The following is a 17,908-nucleotide window of genomic DNA, read 5'->3' as shown; positions in this document are numbered from 1 at the left end:
CTTTCGTTGATCTAGCTTCCCCACTCCTTTTTGGCTGGTCTCTTTCTTATGTCACCTTTCAAGGGCCAGACCGGCCTGAAACGCATCCTCAACGCGTCCGGCTATTCGCTCGATGGCCTGCGCGCAGCCTTCACCGGCGAAGCGGCGTTCCGCCAATTGGTGCTGCTCAACGTGGTGCTGGTTCCACTGACATTCTTCCTCAATGTCAGCCGTGTCGAGCAGGCAGTGTTGATCGCAGTCTGCTTGCTGGCGCTGATTGTCGAACTGCTCAACTCCGCAGTGGAAGCGGCCATTGACCGCATCTCGCTGGAATTGCACCCGCTGTCGAAGAACGCCAAGGACATGGGCAGCGCTGCGCAGTTTGTGGCGTTGAGCATGATTGCGCTGGTGTGGGCGGTGATTCTGCTTTAAGCGATGGTCGGCAAGACGATCTCGTCGCTGCGCTGCACCCCGGCGGTGAAGGCGCGACAGAGATCGAGAAACTCGCGCATGGCCGAGGTCTGATATTTCTGTTTATGCCAGATGAAGTAGAACTGCCGCGCCAAGTCCAGATCTGGCGTCTCCACCGGCACCAGGCTGCCACGCCGGAAGGCATCGCGCAGCGCCAGCCGCGAAATGCAGCCAATCCCCAAGCCTGATTCCACTGCGCGTTTGATCGCTTCGGTGTGCTCAAGCTCCAGACGAATGTTCAGCGCGCTGCGATGGTGGCGCATGGCTTGATCGAAGGTCAGGCGTGTTCCAGAGCCTTGTTCGCGCAGAATCCACGCCTCGTGGGTCAGCTCCTCCATCGTCGCGCTGCCGCGTTTGGCCAACGGATGCTGCGGCGCGCAGAACACCACCAGCTCATCCTCGACCCAACTCTGCACTTCGATGTCGGGGTGGCTGCAATCGCCTTCAATAAGACCCAGATCAATTTCGTAGTGCGCCACTTGTTGCACGATATTGGCAGTGTTCTGCACATGAAGTTTGACCTGGCTTTCCGGGTGCAGCTGCATGAAGCTGCCGATCAGCAGGGTGGCCAGATAGTTGCCAATGGTCAGCGTCGCCCCCACTGATAAAGAGCCGAAACCGGATTTGCCGTTGAGCAGGTCTTCGATTTCCTTGGCCTGATCGAGCAGGGCAACCGCTTGCGGCAACAGTTGTTTGCCGAGGGCGTTGAGGCTCAGGCGTTTGCCGGCGCGATCAAACAGCTGGCAGCTGGACTGGCGCTCGAGTTCGGTGATCGACGTGCTGGCCGCCGACTGCGAGAGGTTGAGCAGACCCGCAGCACGGGATACGCTTTCCTGTTGGGCGACGGCGACGAAAACTTGCAGTTGACGGAGAGTAAATCGCATATCGATATAACCGATAACCCTTATCTTAATAATCCAGTTAACAGATATTGTCGTCGCTATTAGAATGCGATGCAATTGCGCACGTTAAGCCTCAATGAGCCGCGCAGACCAATCTCCAGGAGTCAAACGTACATGAGCAACATGAACCACGAGCGTGTCCTCAGTGTTCATCACTGGAACGACACTCTGTTCAGCTTCAAGTGCACCCGCGATCCGGGCCTGCGCTTCGAGAACGGTCAGTTCGTGATGATCGGCCTGCAACAACCCAACGGCCGCCCGCTTATGCGCGCTTACTCGATCGCCAGCCCGAACTGGGAAGAGCATCTGGAATTCTTCAGCATCAAGGTGCAGGACGGCCCGCTGACCTCCCAGTTGCAGCACCTGAAGGAAGGCGACGAGATCATCATCTCGAAAAAGCCTACCGGCACCCTGGTCCTTGATGACTTGAACCCGGGCAAGCACTTGTACCTGCTGAGCACCGGTACCGGCCTGGCGCCATTCATGAGCGTGATTCAGGACCCGGAAACCTACGAGCGCTTTGAAAAAGTGATCCTGGTTCACGGCGTGCGCTACGTCAACGAAGTCGCCTATCGCGAATTCATCACCGAGCACCTGCCGCAGAACGAGTTCTTCGGCGAAGCGCTGCGTGACAAGCTGATCTACTACCCGACCGTGACCCGCGAGCCGTTCGAGAATCAGGGCCGTCTCACCGATCTGATGCGCAGCGGCAAGTTGTTCAGCGACATCGGCCTGCCACCGATCAACCCGCAGGACGACCGCGCGATGATCTGCGGCAGCCCGAGCATGCTCGATGAGACCAGCGAAGTGCTCGACAGCTTCGGCCTGAAGATCTCGGCGCGGATGCGCGAGCCGGGTGATTACCTGATCGAGCGTGCGTTCGTCGAGAAGTAAGCGCTACAGAGAGCCCCCATTGCCTTGCAGGCAATGGGGGCTTTTTTATGCCCGACACATTTCCCCATGCTTACGACAATCTCCTGTAGGAGCTGCCGAAGGCTGCGATCTTTTGATCTTGATCTTAAAAGCAAGATCAACAGATCGCAGCCTTCGGCAGCTCCTACATCGACCGTGAGCATCAATCCCCGGCCGGGATGACTTCCAGCACGCGGATCTGCTCGGGCGTCGGATAATGCCAGCGCACGTCCAGATCCCAGAACTGCGCGCCGTATTCACGTTCCGGTGCCGGCGTCTGGTAGGCCGGGCGCGGATCCTGCGCCAGACACTGCTCGATCAGCTCAACCAACGGCTCATCGAGCCGCTGAGCGTGGGTGTGCGCTTGTTTCAAGGCCGACTCTGCCCACTGCACGTCGATCAATTGCGGCGCGGCGTTGGCGATGTCATTGGTCGCCCCAGGGATGATGTCGGCATACGGAACATAGGGTTTGATATCCACCACAGGCGTGCCGTCGAGCAGATCGATCCCGGAGATAAACAGTCGATTGGCTTCTACCCTGTCGAGCTTCACCACCGATTGGCCAATGCCGTTGGGGCGGTGCGTGGCGCGGGTGGCGAACACGCCCATCGATTTGTTGCCGCCCAGCCGAGGCGGGCGCACCTTCAAGCGCGGTTTTTCTTCGAGCGCCTGATGAAACAGGAACAACAGCCAGATGTGGCTGACCTGCTCCAGCCCCTGCACGGCGTCACCCTGATCAAACGGCGCGACCAGTTCCAGCACGCCACGGGCGGCCGAGGCCAGTTGTGGCTGGCGGGGGATGGCGAACTTCTCCTTGAAACAGGAGCGCACGAAGCCGATGGGGGAGACGCTGTAAGTCATGGTCTGGAATCGAATCGGGGTAGGGCGGGCATGATAACCCGGCTCGCTTCAAGTCTGGTGGTGACAGGGCTGGCCTCTTCGCGAGCCTGCTCGCACATGCCGCACCGCCCACCTACAGACTGAACCCACCATCCAGCGGAATGATATTCCCGGTCATGTAAGCCCCAGCGGTACTCGCCAGACTGATCGCCAGCGCTGCCATCTCTTCCTCGCGCCCCCAGCGTTTCATCGGGATCAGTGCGGTGTCCTCGGCCAGCGCCTGCTCATCGTTACCAATGTGTTGCGTCATCTTGCTCGGAAAGCGCCCCGGTGCAATCACGTTGACGTTGATGTGCTGGCTCACCAGTTCCCGCGCGAGAATCCGCGACAACTGATGCAACGCCGCTTTGCTCGGCCCATAGGCATACGCCTGCTCGCCAAACGAAGAAATGCCCGCCACCGAACCGATATTGATGATCCGCGCCGGATTCGCCGCCGAGCCAGCCTTGCGCAGCAGCGGCAGGAACTGCTGAATGCAGCTGAACACCGAGGTCACGTTGAGCTGCATGACCTTTTCCCAGCCTTTGACCGGATAGCTCTCCAGCGGCGCACCCCACGTGGTGCCGGCGTTGTTCACCAGAATATCCAGATGAGTGATCTGCTCACCCAGGCGCGCAGCCAATTCCCGCACACCGTCCTCGGTGGCCAGATTCGCCGCCACGCCGTGACAAGTGCCCAGCGTGCCAAGTTCTACAGCGGTTTGATGGCAGGCTTCAACGTCGCGCGAGCACACATAAACATGGGCGCCGGCCTCGACGAACGCCTTGGCGATCATTTTGCCGATACCACGGGTGCCGCCGGTCACCAGAGCGGTGCGGCCTTGCAGGGAAAAGTAGGGATGCATGGCGAGTCCTGAAGATTAGGGGTCAGTACACCCTAGTCGTCAGCCGCGAAAAGCGGAGCCATTATTTTTGCAGGGAATAAGCGGTCATGCGCAGCGGCGGCGACCATCAGTGGCCGCCGCACAAGGGCATCAGGCAGGGCGGACGCGCAGGGTCAGGCCCTTGAGGAAGTTACGCAGCAACTGGTCGCCACACGGGCGATAGTTGGTGTGTCCGACCTTGCGGAACAGCGCGCTCAGCTCAGGCTTGGACACCGGAAACTCGGCAGCCTTGAGGATTGCGTGCATGTCGTCTTCTTTCAGTTCGAAGGCCACGCGCAGCTTTTTCAGAATGATGTTGTTGGTTACCGGCACTTCGATTGGCTGCGGCGGACGGCTTTCATCCTTGCCGCGTTTGAAGATCACCAGGCCATCGAGGAAGTGTGCGATGACTTCGTCCGGGCAGCGCACGAAACCTTCTTCGTCCTCTTCCTTTTTGTCGAGCCAGGTCACCACGTCAGCGAGCGCTACGTCCATGCCGCCGAGTTTGATGATCTCGACGACTTTCTTGTCGCTGATGTCGAGCATGTAGCGCACGCTGCGCAGTACGTCGTTATGAACCATGTCGGTATTCCTGATGCGTGGTGGGCAGCGCTCGTAAACGCTGCCGAAATATATGGCGACAGTGCAAGTGTCAGAACTTCTCTTTGCCGGACAGGTAACGCCATTGGCCGAGCGGGACCTTGCCGATCGACACGCCGCCGATGCGGATGCGGCGGATGCCGATGACCTTCAGGCCGACCGCTTCGCAGAACTGCGCGATGATTCCCGGCTGCGGGTTTTTCATGGCGAAGCGCAGACGGTTTTCGTTCTGCCAGCTGGCTTTGACGGGCGGCAGCTCTTTGCCCTTGTAAGTCAGGCCGTGTTGCAAACGATTGAGGCCGTGGGCAGCCATCTCACCTTCGACTTCAACGATGTATTCCTGCTCGATCTTCGCCGCGTCGGCGGTGAGCTTGCGCAGGATTTTCCAGTCCTGGGTGAACACCAGCAGCCCGCTGGCCTTGGGCTGCAGGTCAGCGCTGGCGGTCAGGCGCAGGAAGTGCCCGCGCAAAGGGCGCTTGCTGAAACGGTGCTCTTGGCTGAGGGTTTCGGCGCTGAGCGACTGCATGGCGGTTTCGACGTCCATGCCGGCGGGCGCGTTGAGCAGGATGGTCACCGGCTCAGGTGCGGTGGCCTTGGCGTCCTTGTCGAGCTCTACCTTCTGCTCGCCGACCTTGAATTGCGGCTCATCAATGACTTCGCCGTCCACGGTGACCCAGCCGCCCTCGATGAACAGCTCGGCCTCCCGGCGGGAGCAACCGACCAGTTCAATGAGGCGTTTGGAGAGGCGAATCGGGTCAGTCATGACGGGGCCGTAACAAAAAAGGGGTGGGCATTGTACCTGTGTGGAAGCGGTTAAGCCCGGTTCCATTTGCAGGCGCTGTATTCAATGCGGGAGCGGGCTTGCCCGCGAAGGCGTCCTGTCAGTCAATATTTGCAGTGACTGATGCACCGCTTTCGCGAGCAAGCCCGCTCCCACAGTTTGTTTTGTGCTGTGTCAGCCGTTGCTTGAGCGTTGCAGGGACTGCCGCAACCGCATGTGCAACAACGGATACGGCTGGCCCATGCCATCGACCTCGGAGCGGCCGATCACTTCGAATCCCTGTTTCTCATAAAATCCCAGTGCCTGCGGGTTCTGTTCGTTGACGTCGAGTTCGTCGGCGTTCAGCCGTTCGATCGAATATCGGAGCAACTGCTTGCCGAGGCCTTGACCGCGATGGCTGGGGTCAATAAACAGCATTTCAATCTTTCCCGCCGCTACCCCGGCAAACCCGGTAATGCGCTGCTGGGCATCTTTGGTACAGATCAGCATCACCGCGTCGAGATAGCGGGTGAGCACCAGATTGCGCAGCAGCTCGATGTAGCTGTCCGGCAGGAATTGGTGAGTAGCACGAACCGAGGCCTCCCAGACCCGGGCCAGTTCTTCGTAATCACTGATTTTCGGTGTGTGGATGACCGAATGCTGACGCATGTGCGTGTGCCTCTTGTGCAGTTGAAGGGAGTCCGTCCCCCGCTAAACGATAGCCGCAAAAAAGCCCCGCATCCTGAAAAAGAGCGAGGCTTTGGAATTCTGCACTGTCCCTTGCGGGAGCGGGCTTGCTCGCGAATGCGTCACATCAGCCGACATCTTCACTGACTGACTCACCGCTTTCGCGAGCAAGCCCGCTCCCACAGGTTTTGCGTGGTGCTTAGATCTGCTCAGCCCACAAATCGTATTCGTCGGCGTCAGTCACCTTGCACCAGACCTTGTCGCCCGGCTTCAGGTTGCTGCCATTGTCGATGAACACGTTACCGTCAATCTCCGGCGCATCGAAGAAGCAGCGGCCGACCGCGCCTTGTTCATCGACTTCATCCACCAGCACCTCGATCTCACGACCAATGCGCATTTGCAGGCGTGCCGAGCTGATCGCCTGCTGATGCGCCATGAAGCGCTCCCAACGGTCTTGCTTGACGTCGTCCGGCACCACTTCCAGGTCGAGATCGTTGGCCGGCGCGCCGTCGACCGGCGAGTACTGGAAGCAGCCGACGCGGTCGAGCTGCGCTTCGGTCAGCCAGTTGAGCAGGTACTGGAAGTCTTCTTCGGTTTCGCCCGGGAAGCCGACGATGAAGGTCGAACGGATGATCAGGTCCGGGCAGATTTCGCGCCAGTTCTTGATGCGCGCCAGGGTCTTGTCTTCAAACGCCGGGCGTTTCATCGACTTCAGGACTTTCGGGCTGGCGTGCTGGAACGGGATGTCCAGGTACGGCAGGATCTTGCCGGCGGCCATCAGCGGGATCAGCTCGTCGACGTGCGGGTACGGATAAACGTAGTGCAAGCGGACCCAGACGCCCAGCGTGCTCAGCGCTTCGCACAGCTCGGTCATGCGGGTTTTCACTGGCGCGCCGTTCCAGAAACCGGTGCGGTATTTCACGTCGACGCCGTAAGCGCTGGTGTCTTGCGAGATCACCAACAGCTCTTTAACGCCGGATTTGACCAGGCGCTGGGCTTCGTCGAGCACATCGCCAACCGGACGGCTGACCAGTTTGCCGCGCATCGACGGGATGATGCAGAACGAGCAGCTGTGGTTGCAGCCTTCGGAAATCTTCAGATAGGCGTAGTGACGCGGGGTCAGTTTGATGCCTTGCGGCGGCACCAGGTCGATCAGCGGGTTGTGATCCTGACGCGGCGGCACCACTTCGTGCACGGCGTTGACCACTTGCTCGTACTGCTGCGGGCCGGTCACGGCCAGCACGCTCGGGTGTACGTTGCGAATATTGCCTTCTTCCACACCCATGCAGCCAGTGACGATGACCTTGCCGTTTTCCTTGATCGCTTCACCGATCACTTCCAGCGACTCAGCCTTGGCCGAATCGATGAAACCGCAGGTGTTGACCACCACGACGTCGGCGTCCTGATAGGTGGACACCACGTCATAGCCTTCCATGCGCAGCTGGGTCAGGATGCGCTCGGAGTCGACCAGTGCTTTCGGGCAACCCAGAGATACGAAGCCAACCTTTGGATTGGCCGGCGCAGGAGTGGTGGACATGTCTAACCTCGGTGTTTTGTGACGTCGCTGGCCACGCGCGGCAGCGGACGGATGGGCGCTTTACGTCCTGTCTCGTGAATCCGCTGTTTTTTGACGAGTGACTGTTGTCGTCAGGCAAGGCGCCGCGCCGAGTCATAGCGCGCTATGGCGAGAAGCGGCAACGCAGCATGGCGACAACAGGCACCGTCAAAAAGCAGCAGTGATTCGCGAGACAGGACGTTTCGTGCGCCTCTGATCAAAAAGTGCGCAATTCTAGCGGCGGGCAACGCACTTGACCAGCTTTATACGGGGAAATACGACGAGTGCTGCGCTATGCTTCGCGCCGTTGAGCTTTACCGATTTTTTGCAGTCAATCATTAGTCTGTAACAACAGGTAAAACAGCGCATGCTGCACCACAAAGCGTAGTGCTTCATTCGAAGAAGCCGGTATTGAGATCAGGAGTGTTGGATGGGTCAGGCAAGTAGTCATGCGGCGGGCGCCGAAGGTTCGGCGAGCAGACCGCTGAGCATGCTGGTCGCGGCGGTCGGGGTGGTTTACGGCGACATCGGCACGAGCCCGTTGTACACACTCAAAGAAGTGTTTTCCGGCGGATACGGCGTGCCGGTCAATCACGACGGTGTGCTCGGCATTCTGTCGTTGATCTTCTGGTCGCTGATCTGGGTGGTCTCGATCAAGTACATGATGTTCGTCCTGCGCGCGGACAACCAGGGCGAAGGCGGGATCATGGCCCTCACAGCGCTGGCACGACGAGCGGCGGGGCATCGACGCAAGTTGCGCTCGTTGCTGGTGGTCTGCGGCCTGATCGGCGCGGCGCTGTTTTACGGCGACAGCATGATCACCCCGGCGATCTCGGTATTGTCGGCGATTGAAGGTCTGGGTCTGGCGTTTGAAGGCATCGATCACTGGGTGGTGCCGCTGTCTTTGGTGGTGCTGGTCGCGCTGTTTCTGATCCAGCGCCACGGGACCGCGCGGATCGGCATCCTCTTCGGGCCGATCATGGTCACCTGGTTTCTCGTCCTTGGCGCCCTCGGTGTGTATGGCATCAGCCACACGCCGGAAGTGCTGCACGCACTGAACCCGATGTGGGCGGTGAATTTTTTTGTCGTGCACCCGGGCATGGGCGTCGCGATCCTCGGCGCGGTAGTGCTGGCGCTCACTGGCGCGGAAGCGCTGTACGCCGACATGGGCCACTTCGGCCGCAAGCCGATCGCCCGCGCCTGGTTCCTGCTGGTGCTGCCGGCGCTGGTGCTGAACTATTTCGGCCAGGGCGCCTTGCTGCTGGATAACCCTGACGCCGCGCGCAACCCGTTCTATTTGCTGGCGCCGAGCTGGGCGCTGATTCCGCTGGTCGGCCTGTCGACCCTGGCCACGGTGATCGCCTCGCAAGCGGTGATTTCCGGCGCGTTCTCTCTGACCCGTCAGGCGATCCAGCTCGGCTACATCCCGCGCATGTACATTCAGCACACCTCCAGCGACGAGCAGGGCCAGATCTACATCGGCGCGGTGAACTGGGCGCTGATGGTCGGCGTGGTGCTGTTGGTGCTGGGCTTCGAATCCTCCGGTGCACTGGCCTCGGCCTATGGCGTCGCAGTGACCGGCACCATGTTGATGACGACCATTCTGGTGTCGGCGGTCATGCTGCTGCTGTGGAAGTGGCCACCGATCCTCGCAGTCCCGGTGCTGCTCGGCTTCCTGCTGGTGGATGGCTTGTACTTCGCTGCCAACGTGCCGAAGATCGTCCAGGGCGGCGCCTTCCCGGTGATCGCCGGTATCGCCCTGTTCGTGCTGATGACCACCTGGAAGCGCGGTAAACAACTGCTGGTCGAACGCCTCGACGAAGGCGCATTGCCGCTGCCGATCTTCATCAGCAGCATCCGCGTACAACCGCCGCATCGCGTGCAGGGCACCGCCGTGTTCCTCACCGCTCGTTCCGACGCCGTGCCGCATGCGTTGTTGCACAACCTGCTGCATAACCAGGTGCTGCATGAGCAGGTGGTGTTGCTGACGGTGGTCTACGAAGACATCCCGCGTGTGCCGCCATCGCGGCGCTTCGAGGTCGAAGCCCATGGTGAAGGTTTTTTCCGGGTGATCCTGCACTTCGGCTTCACCGACGAGCCGGACGTGCCGCAGGCGCTGAAACTTTGTCATCTGGATGATCTGGACTTCAGCCCGATGCGCACCACCTACTTCCTCAGCCGGGAAACGGTGATTGCTTCGAAACTTGAGGGCATGGCGCGTTGGCGTGAGGCGCTGTTCGCGTTCATGTTGAAGAATGCCAATGGCAATTTGCGGTTCTTTAATCTGCCGTTGAACCGGGTGATCGAGTTGGGGACGCAGGTGGAGATGTAGCTTTCACCTCAAATGAAAAGCCCTCGTCAGCCTTGTGGCTGGCGGGGGCTTTTTTGTGGGCGCTGTCAGATCTTTTGCTCTTCAAATCTCTACAAGCTTTCAGGCATCTGCGCTTCAGATTCAGTCTTCGTCCGCGCGGGTCGCGGCATCAGCGCCTGAATCACATCATCAATCAAGGCTTTGCCCATCAACGTCAGGTAATGCGCGGCCCAGGCATGGCGGTCGGTGTCTCTATTGAATGCAGCGTCTTCTGCGAAGGATTTGGCGAGGGATAGCAGGTCGGAGGATTGGGACAATGCATCGATTATGTGGATGCCGGAGCGAACGTTGAAATACGCTTGATCCGAGTTGTAGAGGAAGGGGGTGAAGCCGATGATTTTAAGATCAGATTGATTGCTCATGTTCAATTCCCTTGATTTCGAGAGCTGCCGCATCCGATACCAAGCGAATGGGTGGCAGCTGTGCGCAGGTTGGTAAACCGGGGAATCAAGGAAACCGGCACGCTCGAAAGCGTCCCACACACAGCTGCCATAACACTGGACAACAGGCGGAAATACGCCTGAATCGTATTAGGTGCGCTGTTGCGCCTTATTCCACCGGGTTACCAAGCCCGATCGCTGAATGGGTCAGCGACGTTCAGAGAGTATCCCGTGGAAAAACAGCACAATAGGGCGGAAAAGTGCCCAAACACGCGATTCGGAGTTTGCCTACAAGGACTGTGGGCGTCATCTGATATTGCGAGACTGGAAGTAAACGAAAGTAAACACCTGGCACTTTTTTTCTGTGGGAGCGAGCCTACTCGCGAAGACGCAGTGTCAGTCGCCGAATCTGTAAACTGACCCACCGCATTCGCGAGCAGGCTCGCTCCCACAAGTACATTTTGGTCGCGGATACTGGAATTTAAAAAGCCCCCGTCACTGCGAAGTTGCGGGGGCTTTTTGTGGGCGTGGCTCAGATCACTCTTCAGCCACCGAGTCCTTGCTCTGGCGCTTCTGAATCAGCTCGACCAAGCGCTTGGCCAGCGCCGGGTAGTTCTCATCAAAGTGATGCCCACCAGGCAACTTCACCGGCTCACCCACTGCAGTCTTGTCCGTGCAACCACTCTCGTCGGTTTCCTCTTCGCCATAGATACACACAACCTTGGCCGCAGGCAGCTTGGCCATTTCCGGGCCGGTGGCGGCTTCTTTGCCGGCGTTACCCAACCAGCCTTCGACTTCGATTTCGAAGCTGCCGGTGCGGGCGAAGGCGAGCAGGATGATTGCGTCGACGCGCTGTTGCTCGTTCTCTGGCAGGCGGTTGTAGATCGCCGGGAGTACGTCAGCGCCGAACGAGTAGCCGGTGAGGATGAAGCGCTTGGTGCCCCATTTCTGCCGGTAGTGCTGCATCAGTTCGGTGAGGTCGAGTGCGCTTTGTTCCGGGCTCTTGTGCTGCCAGTAGTAGCGCAGGGTGTCGATGCCGACCACCGGGAAACCGATCTTGGCCATTTCGCCGGCCACGTCGCGGTCGAGGTCGCGCCAGCCGCCGTCGCCGGAGAGGAACAGCGTCACGGTGTCGTTGGCCTGGCCGGCCGGGACTTCAACCACCGGGATCGCCAGGCCGCCGTTGGCCTTGTCGCCGCCGACGAGGATTTTGCGCAGTTCGTTGTTCAGCACTTGCGGCAGGTTGATGTCGTAGTCACTGATGCTGGTTTCGGCGTTCGGCTGATCGCGCACGAAGCCTGCGCTGGCGTCGTCCGGGTTATCGTTCCACGCCACCAGCCAGTGGCCATGGGCGGCGGATTTCGGCAGCAGGTGGGTGCAGCCGGGTTTTTCCAGGGCCAGATCGACGGAGATGGCCTGGGCCTTGTCGTCTTTCTGTTCCGCCAGCCAGCGCCACGCCAGCACAGCGCCCGGGCCGATGCCGCTGACCAGCGTGGCCGGGCCGTTCAGTTCACGCAGGCCCGATTGCAGGGCGCGGCTTTGCAGCAGGCAGTCCTTTGGCAGAATCACCTGAACAATCTGCGCCGAGGCGCTGCGGCTGAGGGTGGTCAGCTGCTTCTCGGTGAGCTTCTGTTCGTCGGTGACGGCCACCAGCACCTGGGCTTTCGGCTTGCTGCCCGGGATCACGCGGGTCATGGCCGCGCCATCGGCGGGTTTGAGCTGTTCGACGGTCGGTTCCGGTGCCGGGCGTTTGAGGTACCAGAAACCGCCGCCGGCAATCACGGCCAGCACCAGCAGGGCGGCCAGGATGTACTTCAGGGAGCGTTGAATCATCAGCGTTTCACCAATCCAGTCAAGCCGCCCGCGATCAGGGCGGCAGTGTCGGCCAGCGCCACGAGCGGATCGAGTCCGGCGGGCACGGCCATATAACGGGGTTCCCAGTCAGGCTGGAACTTGTCTTTGAAGCGGCGCAAGCCTTGGAAGTTGTACAACTGCTCACCACGGCGGAACACCATCGAGCCCAGCCGCTGGGTCAGCGGTGCGCCGCGCCGGGGTTGCAACCCCGACAACGGCACCATGCCCAGGCTGAAGCGCGCGTATCCGTGACTCTTATAATGTTGAATCAGGCCGACCATCATGAATTCCATGGTCAGCTTCGGCGCTTCCGGGTGCGCACGCATCAGGTCGAGACTGGCCAGATCGTGGCTGTAAGTCTCGAGCAGATTGGCGAACGCCACCGGACGGCCTTCGAAGCGAATGACTGCAATGCGGAAATGCTTGAGGTAATCGTCGCTGAAACGGCCGAGGGAGAAGCCTTTCTCGCGCACGTTCTTGCCGGTCAGCCAGGCATCGGAAATCACTTTCAGCTCGTCCATCGGCGCCTGGCCCGGCTCATGGATTTCCAGCGACAGACCGTCGCGGGTGCCACGGTTCCAGGTGTAGCGCAGATCCTTCATCTCCTTGCCCTTGGCTTCGAGATCAAAGCGCTGCAGATCGACCCGGGCCTCTTCGCCCAGCTTGATCGCGGTAAGACCGATGTCCATGTAGTACGGCAGGTTCTCCGCGCGCACCTGGTAGAAAACCGGGCGGGTGTGATGGATGTCGCAGAGGTCGCGGAACTGCCAGATCATTTCCGCACGTTGCTGGCTCGGCCCGATCGGGTCGTACAGCGCCACCAGACTGCGGCCACGGCGGGCGTACATCAGGAACGCCTCGTCGTTGGGGTGAAACAGCAACGCCTTGTCACCGGTCAGTGCGAGGCCGCCATCGGGTTGCGATGACGCCATGAGAATTTTTGCCGCGCGGTCGAGTTCGTCCGGCGTCGGCAGATGAATCACCGGGCGCGCGGTACGCAGCAGCCACGTCAGCGAGATCACCAGCAGCAACACCGCAGCGCCGAGCAGCGAGCGCAGGCCACGCGGAGCGTCAGCGTCGAGGGTGAACTGCCACCATAGTTGATGGCTGTAGGGCACGTCCTGATAGGCGAACAGCAATAGCCAGGCTGAAGCACCCAGTACGCAAAGGCTGGCAACCAGATACAGCGGCGAAAACGGTAGCTCGGTCAACCGGCTCGGGCGATAGAAGGAGCGGCGGAACACGCCGAGCAGCGCGGCCGTCAGCGTCATCAGCGTGGCTTCTTCCCAGTCGAAGCCTTTGAGCAGCGAGAGCAGGGCACCAACCAGCAAGAGAATAGTGGTCAGCATCCACGCCGCCGACAGGCGCCGGCGCAGGCCTTGCGCGAGCAACAGGCAGAGCACGCCAATCAGGCTGGCGCCGAAGTGCGAGGCGTCGACCAGGCGATGCGGGATCAGAAAACCAATGTGCTCCAGGCGCGTATCGATCTCTGGGGTGGCGCCGGAAAACAGCAGCACCACGCCAGACAGGAATACCAGCACCGCCAGAATCGGCGCCGCCAGACCAGATGCAGCGCGCATGGTCTGTGTTTGAAACAGGCGCTGGCCTTCGTTGATCAGCAGCAATACGCAAGCGACCAGCAGCGGCAGCACCACGTAAATCAGGCGATACAGCAGCAGGGCCGCGGCCAATGGCGCGGCGCCGAGCTTGTCGGCGAACGCAGCGAGCAGAATCGCTTCGAACACGCCAACGCCGCCCGGCACATGACTGAGCACACCCGCCGCCAAGGCCAACAGATACACCAGCAGGAACGGCGCAAACGGCGGCGCTTGCGGCAGCAACAAATAAAGAACGGTGGCGGCAGCCGCGACGTCGAGAGCAGTGATCACCAGTTGCAGGAAGGTCAGGCGCCGACCCGGCAGGCGCAATGTGCGGCGACCGGCGCGAACCAGCAAATTGTCGGGGTAGGGTTGTTCCGGCAGACGGCGGCGATAGATGCCGATCACCAGCACTGCGCCGAGGATCAGTACGGCAGCGGCGACCGAGCCGAGCAGGGCTTCGGAAAGTCCCAGCGCTTGCGAGGCGGCAGGCAGGTTGCTCAGGGTGGCCAGCGCGGCCAACGGCGGCAAGGCGCAGCCCAGCGACAGGCTGGCGAACAGGGTCATGTGCGCGACCTCCGACGCACTGATGCCCAATCGCGCATATAAACGATAACGAACCGAGCCGCCGGACAGCAGTGACAGGCCAATCGCATTGCCGATCGCAAACGCGGTGAAGCCGCCGAGGGCGAGCGTGCGCGGTGGCAATGTCACACCGGCGTAGCGGCTGGCCGACCATTCATAGCCGAGCAAAATGATGAAACCGACCACGGTCGCGCCGATGGCGCCAAGCAGGGCCGGTTTGGGCACGTCGAGAATCGAGTCATGCAACGCGTCGAGATCAAGCTCGGCGAGCAGATGGCGGCAAGCAATCAGGGCAATGGCAAACAGCAGCAACGTCACCGCCAGACCGATCGGCTGACGGTATTTGCTGAACCGATCCAGCCAGCGCAGACGCTCGGGTTTGATCGGTTGTTCTGCTGTAACGGAGTCTTGTGGATCAGACGAGTTGGCGCGCATCAATCACCTCTTGGATTGTGCGCGACAGGATGGAGGTATCCAGCCAAGTTACCAATCCCTGTAGAAAAAAATAATCACAAAATATTACGCCTCTCACCGGGTGTGGGCGAGGGCAGTCGTGGATCACAGGCGTCGTGTTCGCGACTCAAGCATAGTCGCAACTCGGCGGTACTGAGATCCTGGACGGTTCACTGCACGATGACAGGTCATTGTTGCGAAAGGACTTTTTCCACAGATACAAAAAAGGCCACTCTTTCGAGTAGCCTTTTCTGATGTTTGGTTGCGGGAGCCGGATTTGAACCGACGACCTTCGGGTTATGAGCCCGACGAGCTACCAGACTGCTCCATCCCGCGTCTGTGTGGCGGCATTCTACAGGCGAACGGCGAGGTGTCAACCGCTAATCCTGCAATGGGCCAAATAAGTGCGAAATCGCGGCAAACGGTCGCAGGGGATGCGTAAGTTTCGGAAATGCAACGAATTACCGTTTCGTTAGCGATTGAGCAGGGCGCGTATGTACAAAACAGACACGCACAAAAAAGGCCACTCTTTCGAGTAGCCTTTTTTGATGTTTGGTTGCGGGAGCCGGATTTGAACCGACGACCTTCGGGTTATGAGCCCGACGAGCTACCAGACTGCTCCATCCCGCGTCTGTGTGGCGGCATTCTACAGAGCTTTGCCGAGGTGTCAACCGCCGATTGGGATAAATCTGTTCAGGTTCAAACGGTTAGCGTTTTTCCGTGAGGGGTTGTCGGGCCGCAGGGCAGGCACAGCAAGGGTTCTGGCTCTATTGAATGCATTTGTTTGATTGAGAAAATAAATTCATGCTCGGTTTCCTACAGCCGGTCAGGAACATTCAACACCACTGGTGCTATATACAGGTGTCAGTGAGATACTGCCGGCCTGGCTCGCCACGTTCCCTTTTTCCGACATGACTCAGCGAAAAATCATCCACATTGACTGCGATTGCTTTTACGCCGCCATCGAAATGCGCGATGACCCGCGTCTGGCCGGCAAGCCATTGGCAGTGGGTGGTTCAGCCGATCGGCGCGGGGTGATTGCCACCTGCAATTATGAGGCGCGCGCCTATGGGGTGCGCTCGGCGATGGCCTCGGGGCACGCCTTGAAATTGTGCCCGGATCTGACCATCGTCAAGCCGCGTTTGGATGCGTACCGCGAGGCGTCCAGGGAAATCCATACGATCTTTGCCGATTACACCGATCTGATCGAGCCGCTGTCGCTGGACGAGGCCTACCTGGATGTGTCCGACAGTGCGCATTTCGGCGGCAGCGCCACGCGTATTGCCCAAGACATCCGCCGTCGCGTCTCCAATCAACTGCACATCACCGTCTCGGCTGGCGTTGCGCCAAACAAGTTTCTGGCGAAGATCGCCAGCGACTGGAAGAAACCCAACGGCTTGTTTGTGATCACCCCGGATCAGGTCGAGGATTTCGTCAGCGGTTTGCCCGTGAGCAAGCTGCACGGCGTCGGCAAGGTCACTGCCGAAAAACTCGGCAAGCTCGGCATCGTTGACTGCCAGCACCTGCGCGAGTGGGGCAGGTTGGCGCTGGTGCGCGAATTTGGCAGTTTCGGCGAACGCTTGTGGAATCTCGCCCGTGGAATCGATGACCGACCGGTGCACAACGACAGTCGGCGCCAGTCGATCAGCGTGGAAAACACCTACGACGTAGACCTGCCGGATTTGCGCAGCTGCCTCGACAAGTTGCCTGAGCTGCTCGACACCCTGAAAACCCGCATGGCGCGGATCGACAGCAGTTACCGCCCGGGCAAGCCTTTCGTCAAAGTCAAATTTCATGACTTCACCCAGACCACACTGGAGCAGGCCGGGGCGGGGCGCGATCTGGGCAGTTACCAATTGATGCTGACGCAGGCGTTCAATCGCGGCGGCAAGCCGGTGCGGTTGTTAGGGGTGGGAGTGAGGCTGGAGGATCTGCGCGGCGGGTTTGAGCAGATGGAGTTGTTTGAGCGCTGAATCTTAAAAGCAAAAAGATCGCAGCCTTCGGCAGCTCCTACACCGGGATGGTGTACATCCTGTAGGAGCTGCCGAAGGCTGCGATCTTTTGGGCTTAATTCGGTCCCGGATCAGCCACCAGTCGCCCGGCGTCCTTGGTCAGCGCCTTGAGGAATTCAGCCTGCAACTCAGGGTCATTGCGGGTGAGTTCGATCAGGCTCTGCTCCAGTTCGCTGGCTTCTTCTTCCAGGCCCAGTTCCGACAGGCGTTTGACCCGGTGCACCCACTGGCTCACCTCGTCATCTTCCAGATCGTCATAAATCAGCCCGTGTGCTTCCAGCAATTTGCCGCGCAGGTGGCCGCTGAGCATCAGCGTCGAGTCTGAATGCACGTCGTCCTTGGCGTCTTCGACGCTGATCTGCAAGCGGCCGATATGATTGAGGTCATGCTCGGCAAACGGACTGTCGAGCAGATTCAAACGCAGCACGCCGTTGCGATCGGTGGTCATGTCGAAGGTCTGCTTGCCGGCCTTGACCTGCACCGGTCGCTCGCTCCAAGGCAGGCTCGAATACTCCGTGCGCTTGTCGCGCTGAACTTCATCGATGCCCGCAAGGTTCTGCTGTGCGCGGCCATTGGACTGCACATTCATGAACGGGTTGAGCCCGGCGAAACCGTAGCTCAGCCAATCTCTGGTGACGCTGTCCGGCAGGTTGCCGAGGGCGAACACGTTGACTACGTTCGCACCGACACCACCGACCACGGCTACCGCACCCAGCGGAATCTCATAGACTTCGCGCCAGGGCTGGTAAGGCGTGTAACGGTCGTAACGGCGGGTGACCTCGAACTCGGTGACTTCGAAAGTTTTCTGCTCGTTGATCTTCACGCGTCGCTGCGGCAGCTCGAGCACCTTGGGCTCGCCGACATCGATTTGCAGGCTGTGATCAAGCAACTTTCGCTCGACCCGCTCTTCGTGCTCGCTGCGTTGCGACATGTGATTGGCGCAGCCGCTGACCAGCAGGGCGCCGCACAGGGCGGCGCCACCGAGGCCTAAGGTGTTTCGCTTGAACATGACGTCTCTATCTGGTT

General features: G+C 60.0%; 15 protein-coding genes and 2 tRNA genes. 4 read left to right on the top strand and 13 right to left on the bottom strand.

What is annotated here, in order from left to right; all coding sequences use genetic code 11:
* Positions 1-48 precede the first annotated feature (48 nt).
* Positions 49-411: a diacylglycerol kinase gene (locus tag ACP7D9_RS05270; RefSeq protein WP_090282071.1), complete on the top strand. Its 363-nt coding sequence runs from the start codon at positions 49-51 to the stop codon at positions 409-411.
* Here the strand turns inward: ACP7D9_RS05270 and ACP7D9_RS05265 are convergent.
* Positions 408-1,334: a LysR family transcriptional regulator gene (locus ACP7D9_RS05265; protein ID WP_397479835.1), complete on the bottom strand. Its 927-nt coding sequence runs from the start codon at positions 1,332-1,334 to the stop codon at positions 408-410. The genes ACP7D9_RS05270 and ACP7D9_RS05265 overlap by 4 nt on opposite strands.
* Positions 1,335-1,466: 132 nt before the next feature.
* Between ACP7D9_RS05265 and fpr the strand changes: the two genes are divergently transcribed.
* Positions 1,467-2,246: a ferredoxin-NADP reductase gene (gene fpr, locus ACP7D9_RS05260; RefSeq protein ID WP_007908723.1), complete on the top strand. Its 780-nt coding sequence runs from the start codon at positions 1,467-1,469 to the stop codon at positions 2,244-2,246.
* Positions 2,247-2,427: 181 nt separating this feature from the next.
* Here the strand turns inward: fpr and tsaA are convergent, their stop codons facing one another.
* The 6 genes from tsaA to rimO all read right to left on the bottom strand — a co-directional run bounded on the left by tsaA (position 2,428) and on the right by rimO (position 7,611).
* On the bottom strand, positions 2,428-3,126 hold the full coding sequence (tsaA, locus tag ACP7D9_RS05255; RefSeq protein WP_397479833.1) for a tRNA (N6-threonylcarbamoyladenosine(37)-N6)-methyltransferase TrmO: 699 nt from the start codon (positions 3,124-3,126) through the stop codon (positions 2,428-2,430).
* Between the two features lie 112 nt (positions 3,127-3,238).
* The gene (locus ACP7D9_RS05250) at positions 3,239-4,009 is read right to left on the bottom strand and encodes an SDR family oxidoreductase (RefSeq protein WP_101157967.1); all 771 of its coding nucleotides are present in this window, start codon (positions 4,007-4,009) and stop codon (positions 3,239-3,241) included.
* Positions 4,010-4,138: 129 nt separating this feature from the next.
* Positions 4,139-4,609, bottom strand: a complete 471-nt coding sequence (locus ACP7D9_RS05245) for a DUF1456 family protein (RefSeq protein ID WP_101157969.1) — start codon at positions 4,607-4,609, stop codon at positions 4,139-4,141.
* 70 nt (positions 4,610-4,679) lie between these two features.
* Positions 4,680-5,390, bottom strand: coding sequence for an rRNA pseudouridine synthase (locus ACP7D9_RS05240; protein WP_426156025.1), 711 nt, complete (start codon positions 5,388-5,390; stop codon positions 4,680-4,682).
* Positions 5,391-5,582: 192 nt separating this feature from the next.
* Positions 5,583-6,056 carry a GNAT family N-acetyltransferase gene (locus ACP7D9_RS05235; protein ID WP_426156023.1) on the bottom strand — a complete coding sequence of 158 codons (474 nt, stop codon included), beginning with the start codon at positions 6,054-6,056 and terminating at the stop codon, positions 5,583-5,585.
* Between the two features lie 217 nt (positions 6,057-6,273).
* Positions 6,274-7,611 (bottom strand): 30S ribosomal protein S12 methylthiotransferase RimO, encoded by a 1,338-nt coding sequence (rimO, locus tag ACP7D9_RS05230; protein WP_041478077.1) that lies wholly within the window; start codon positions 7,609-7,611, stop codon positions 6,274-6,276.
* A gap of 508 nt (positions 7,612-8,119) precedes the next feature.
* Here rimO and ACP7D9_RS05225 point away from each other — a divergent pair.
* Entirely contained in the window at positions 8,120-9,961 is a 1,842-nt protein-coding gene (locus tag ACP7D9_RS05225) for a potassium transporter Kup (RefSeq protein ID WP_371918375.1), read from the top strand.
* A gap of 89 nt (positions 9,962-10,050) precedes the next feature.
* Here ACP7D9_RS05225 and ACP7D9_RS05220 read toward each other — a convergent pair whose 3' ends face one another.
* The 5 genes from ACP7D9_RS05220 to ACP7D9_RS05200 form a co-directional block, all read right to left on the bottom strand.
* A complete protein-coding gene (locus ACP7D9_RS05220) occupies positions 10,051-10,362 on the bottom strand; it encodes a DUF3077 domain-containing protein (protein ID WP_426156021.1) in 312 nt (103 codons plus the stop codon).
* Between the two features lie 555 nt (positions 10,363-10,917).
* On the bottom strand, positions 10,918-12,213 hold the full coding sequence (locus ACP7D9_RS05215; RefSeq protein ID WP_426156019.1) for a virulence factor family protein: 1,296 nt from the start codon (positions 12,211-12,213) through the stop codon (positions 10,918-10,920).
* Positions 12,213-14,852, bottom strand: coding sequence for a bifunctional lysylphosphatidylglycerol flippase/synthetase MprF (gene mprF, locus ACP7D9_RS05210; protein ID WP_426156018.1), 2,640 nt, complete (start codon positions 14,850-14,852; stop codon positions 12,213-12,215). The genes ACP7D9_RS05215 and mprF overlap by 1 nt, the downstream gene beginning before the upstream one ends.
* A gap of 277 nt (positions 14,853-15,129) precedes the next feature.
* Positions 15,130-15,206 (bottom strand) — tRNA-Met (locus ACP7D9_RS05205).
* A gap of 217 nt (positions 15,207-15,423) precedes the next feature.
* Positions 15,424-15,500, bottom strand: a tRNA-Met gene (locus tag ACP7D9_RS05200).
* Positions 15,501-15,781: 281 nt separating this feature from the next.
* Here ACP7D9_RS05200 and dinB point away from each other — a divergent pair.
* Positions 15,782-16,843 (top strand): DNA polymerase IV, encoded by a 1,062-nt coding sequence (dinB, locus tag ACP7D9_RS05195; protein ID WP_101157985.1) that lies wholly within the window; start codon positions 15,782-15,784, stop codon positions 16,841-16,843.
* A 94-nt stretch (positions 16,844-16,937) separates the two neighbouring features.
* Here the strand turns inward: dinB and ACP7D9_RS05190 are convergent, their stop codons facing one another.
* The gene (locus ACP7D9_RS05190) at positions 16,938-17,891 is read right to left on the bottom strand and encodes a hypothetical protein (protein ID WP_426156015.1); all 954 of its coding nucleotides are present in this window, start codon (positions 17,889-17,891) and stop codon (positions 16,938-16,940) included.
* Between the last annotated feature and the right edge of the window lie 17 nt (positions 17,892-17,908).

Origin of the sequence: Pseudomonas sp. TSRC2-2 (genome assembly GCF_049897785.1) — a bacterium.
Taxonomy (GTDB): Bacteria; Pseudomonadota; Gammaproteobacteria; order Pseudomonadales; family Pseudomonadaceae; genus Aquipseudomonas.
This window is presented reverse-complemented; position numbering and strand designations above follow the sequence as displayed.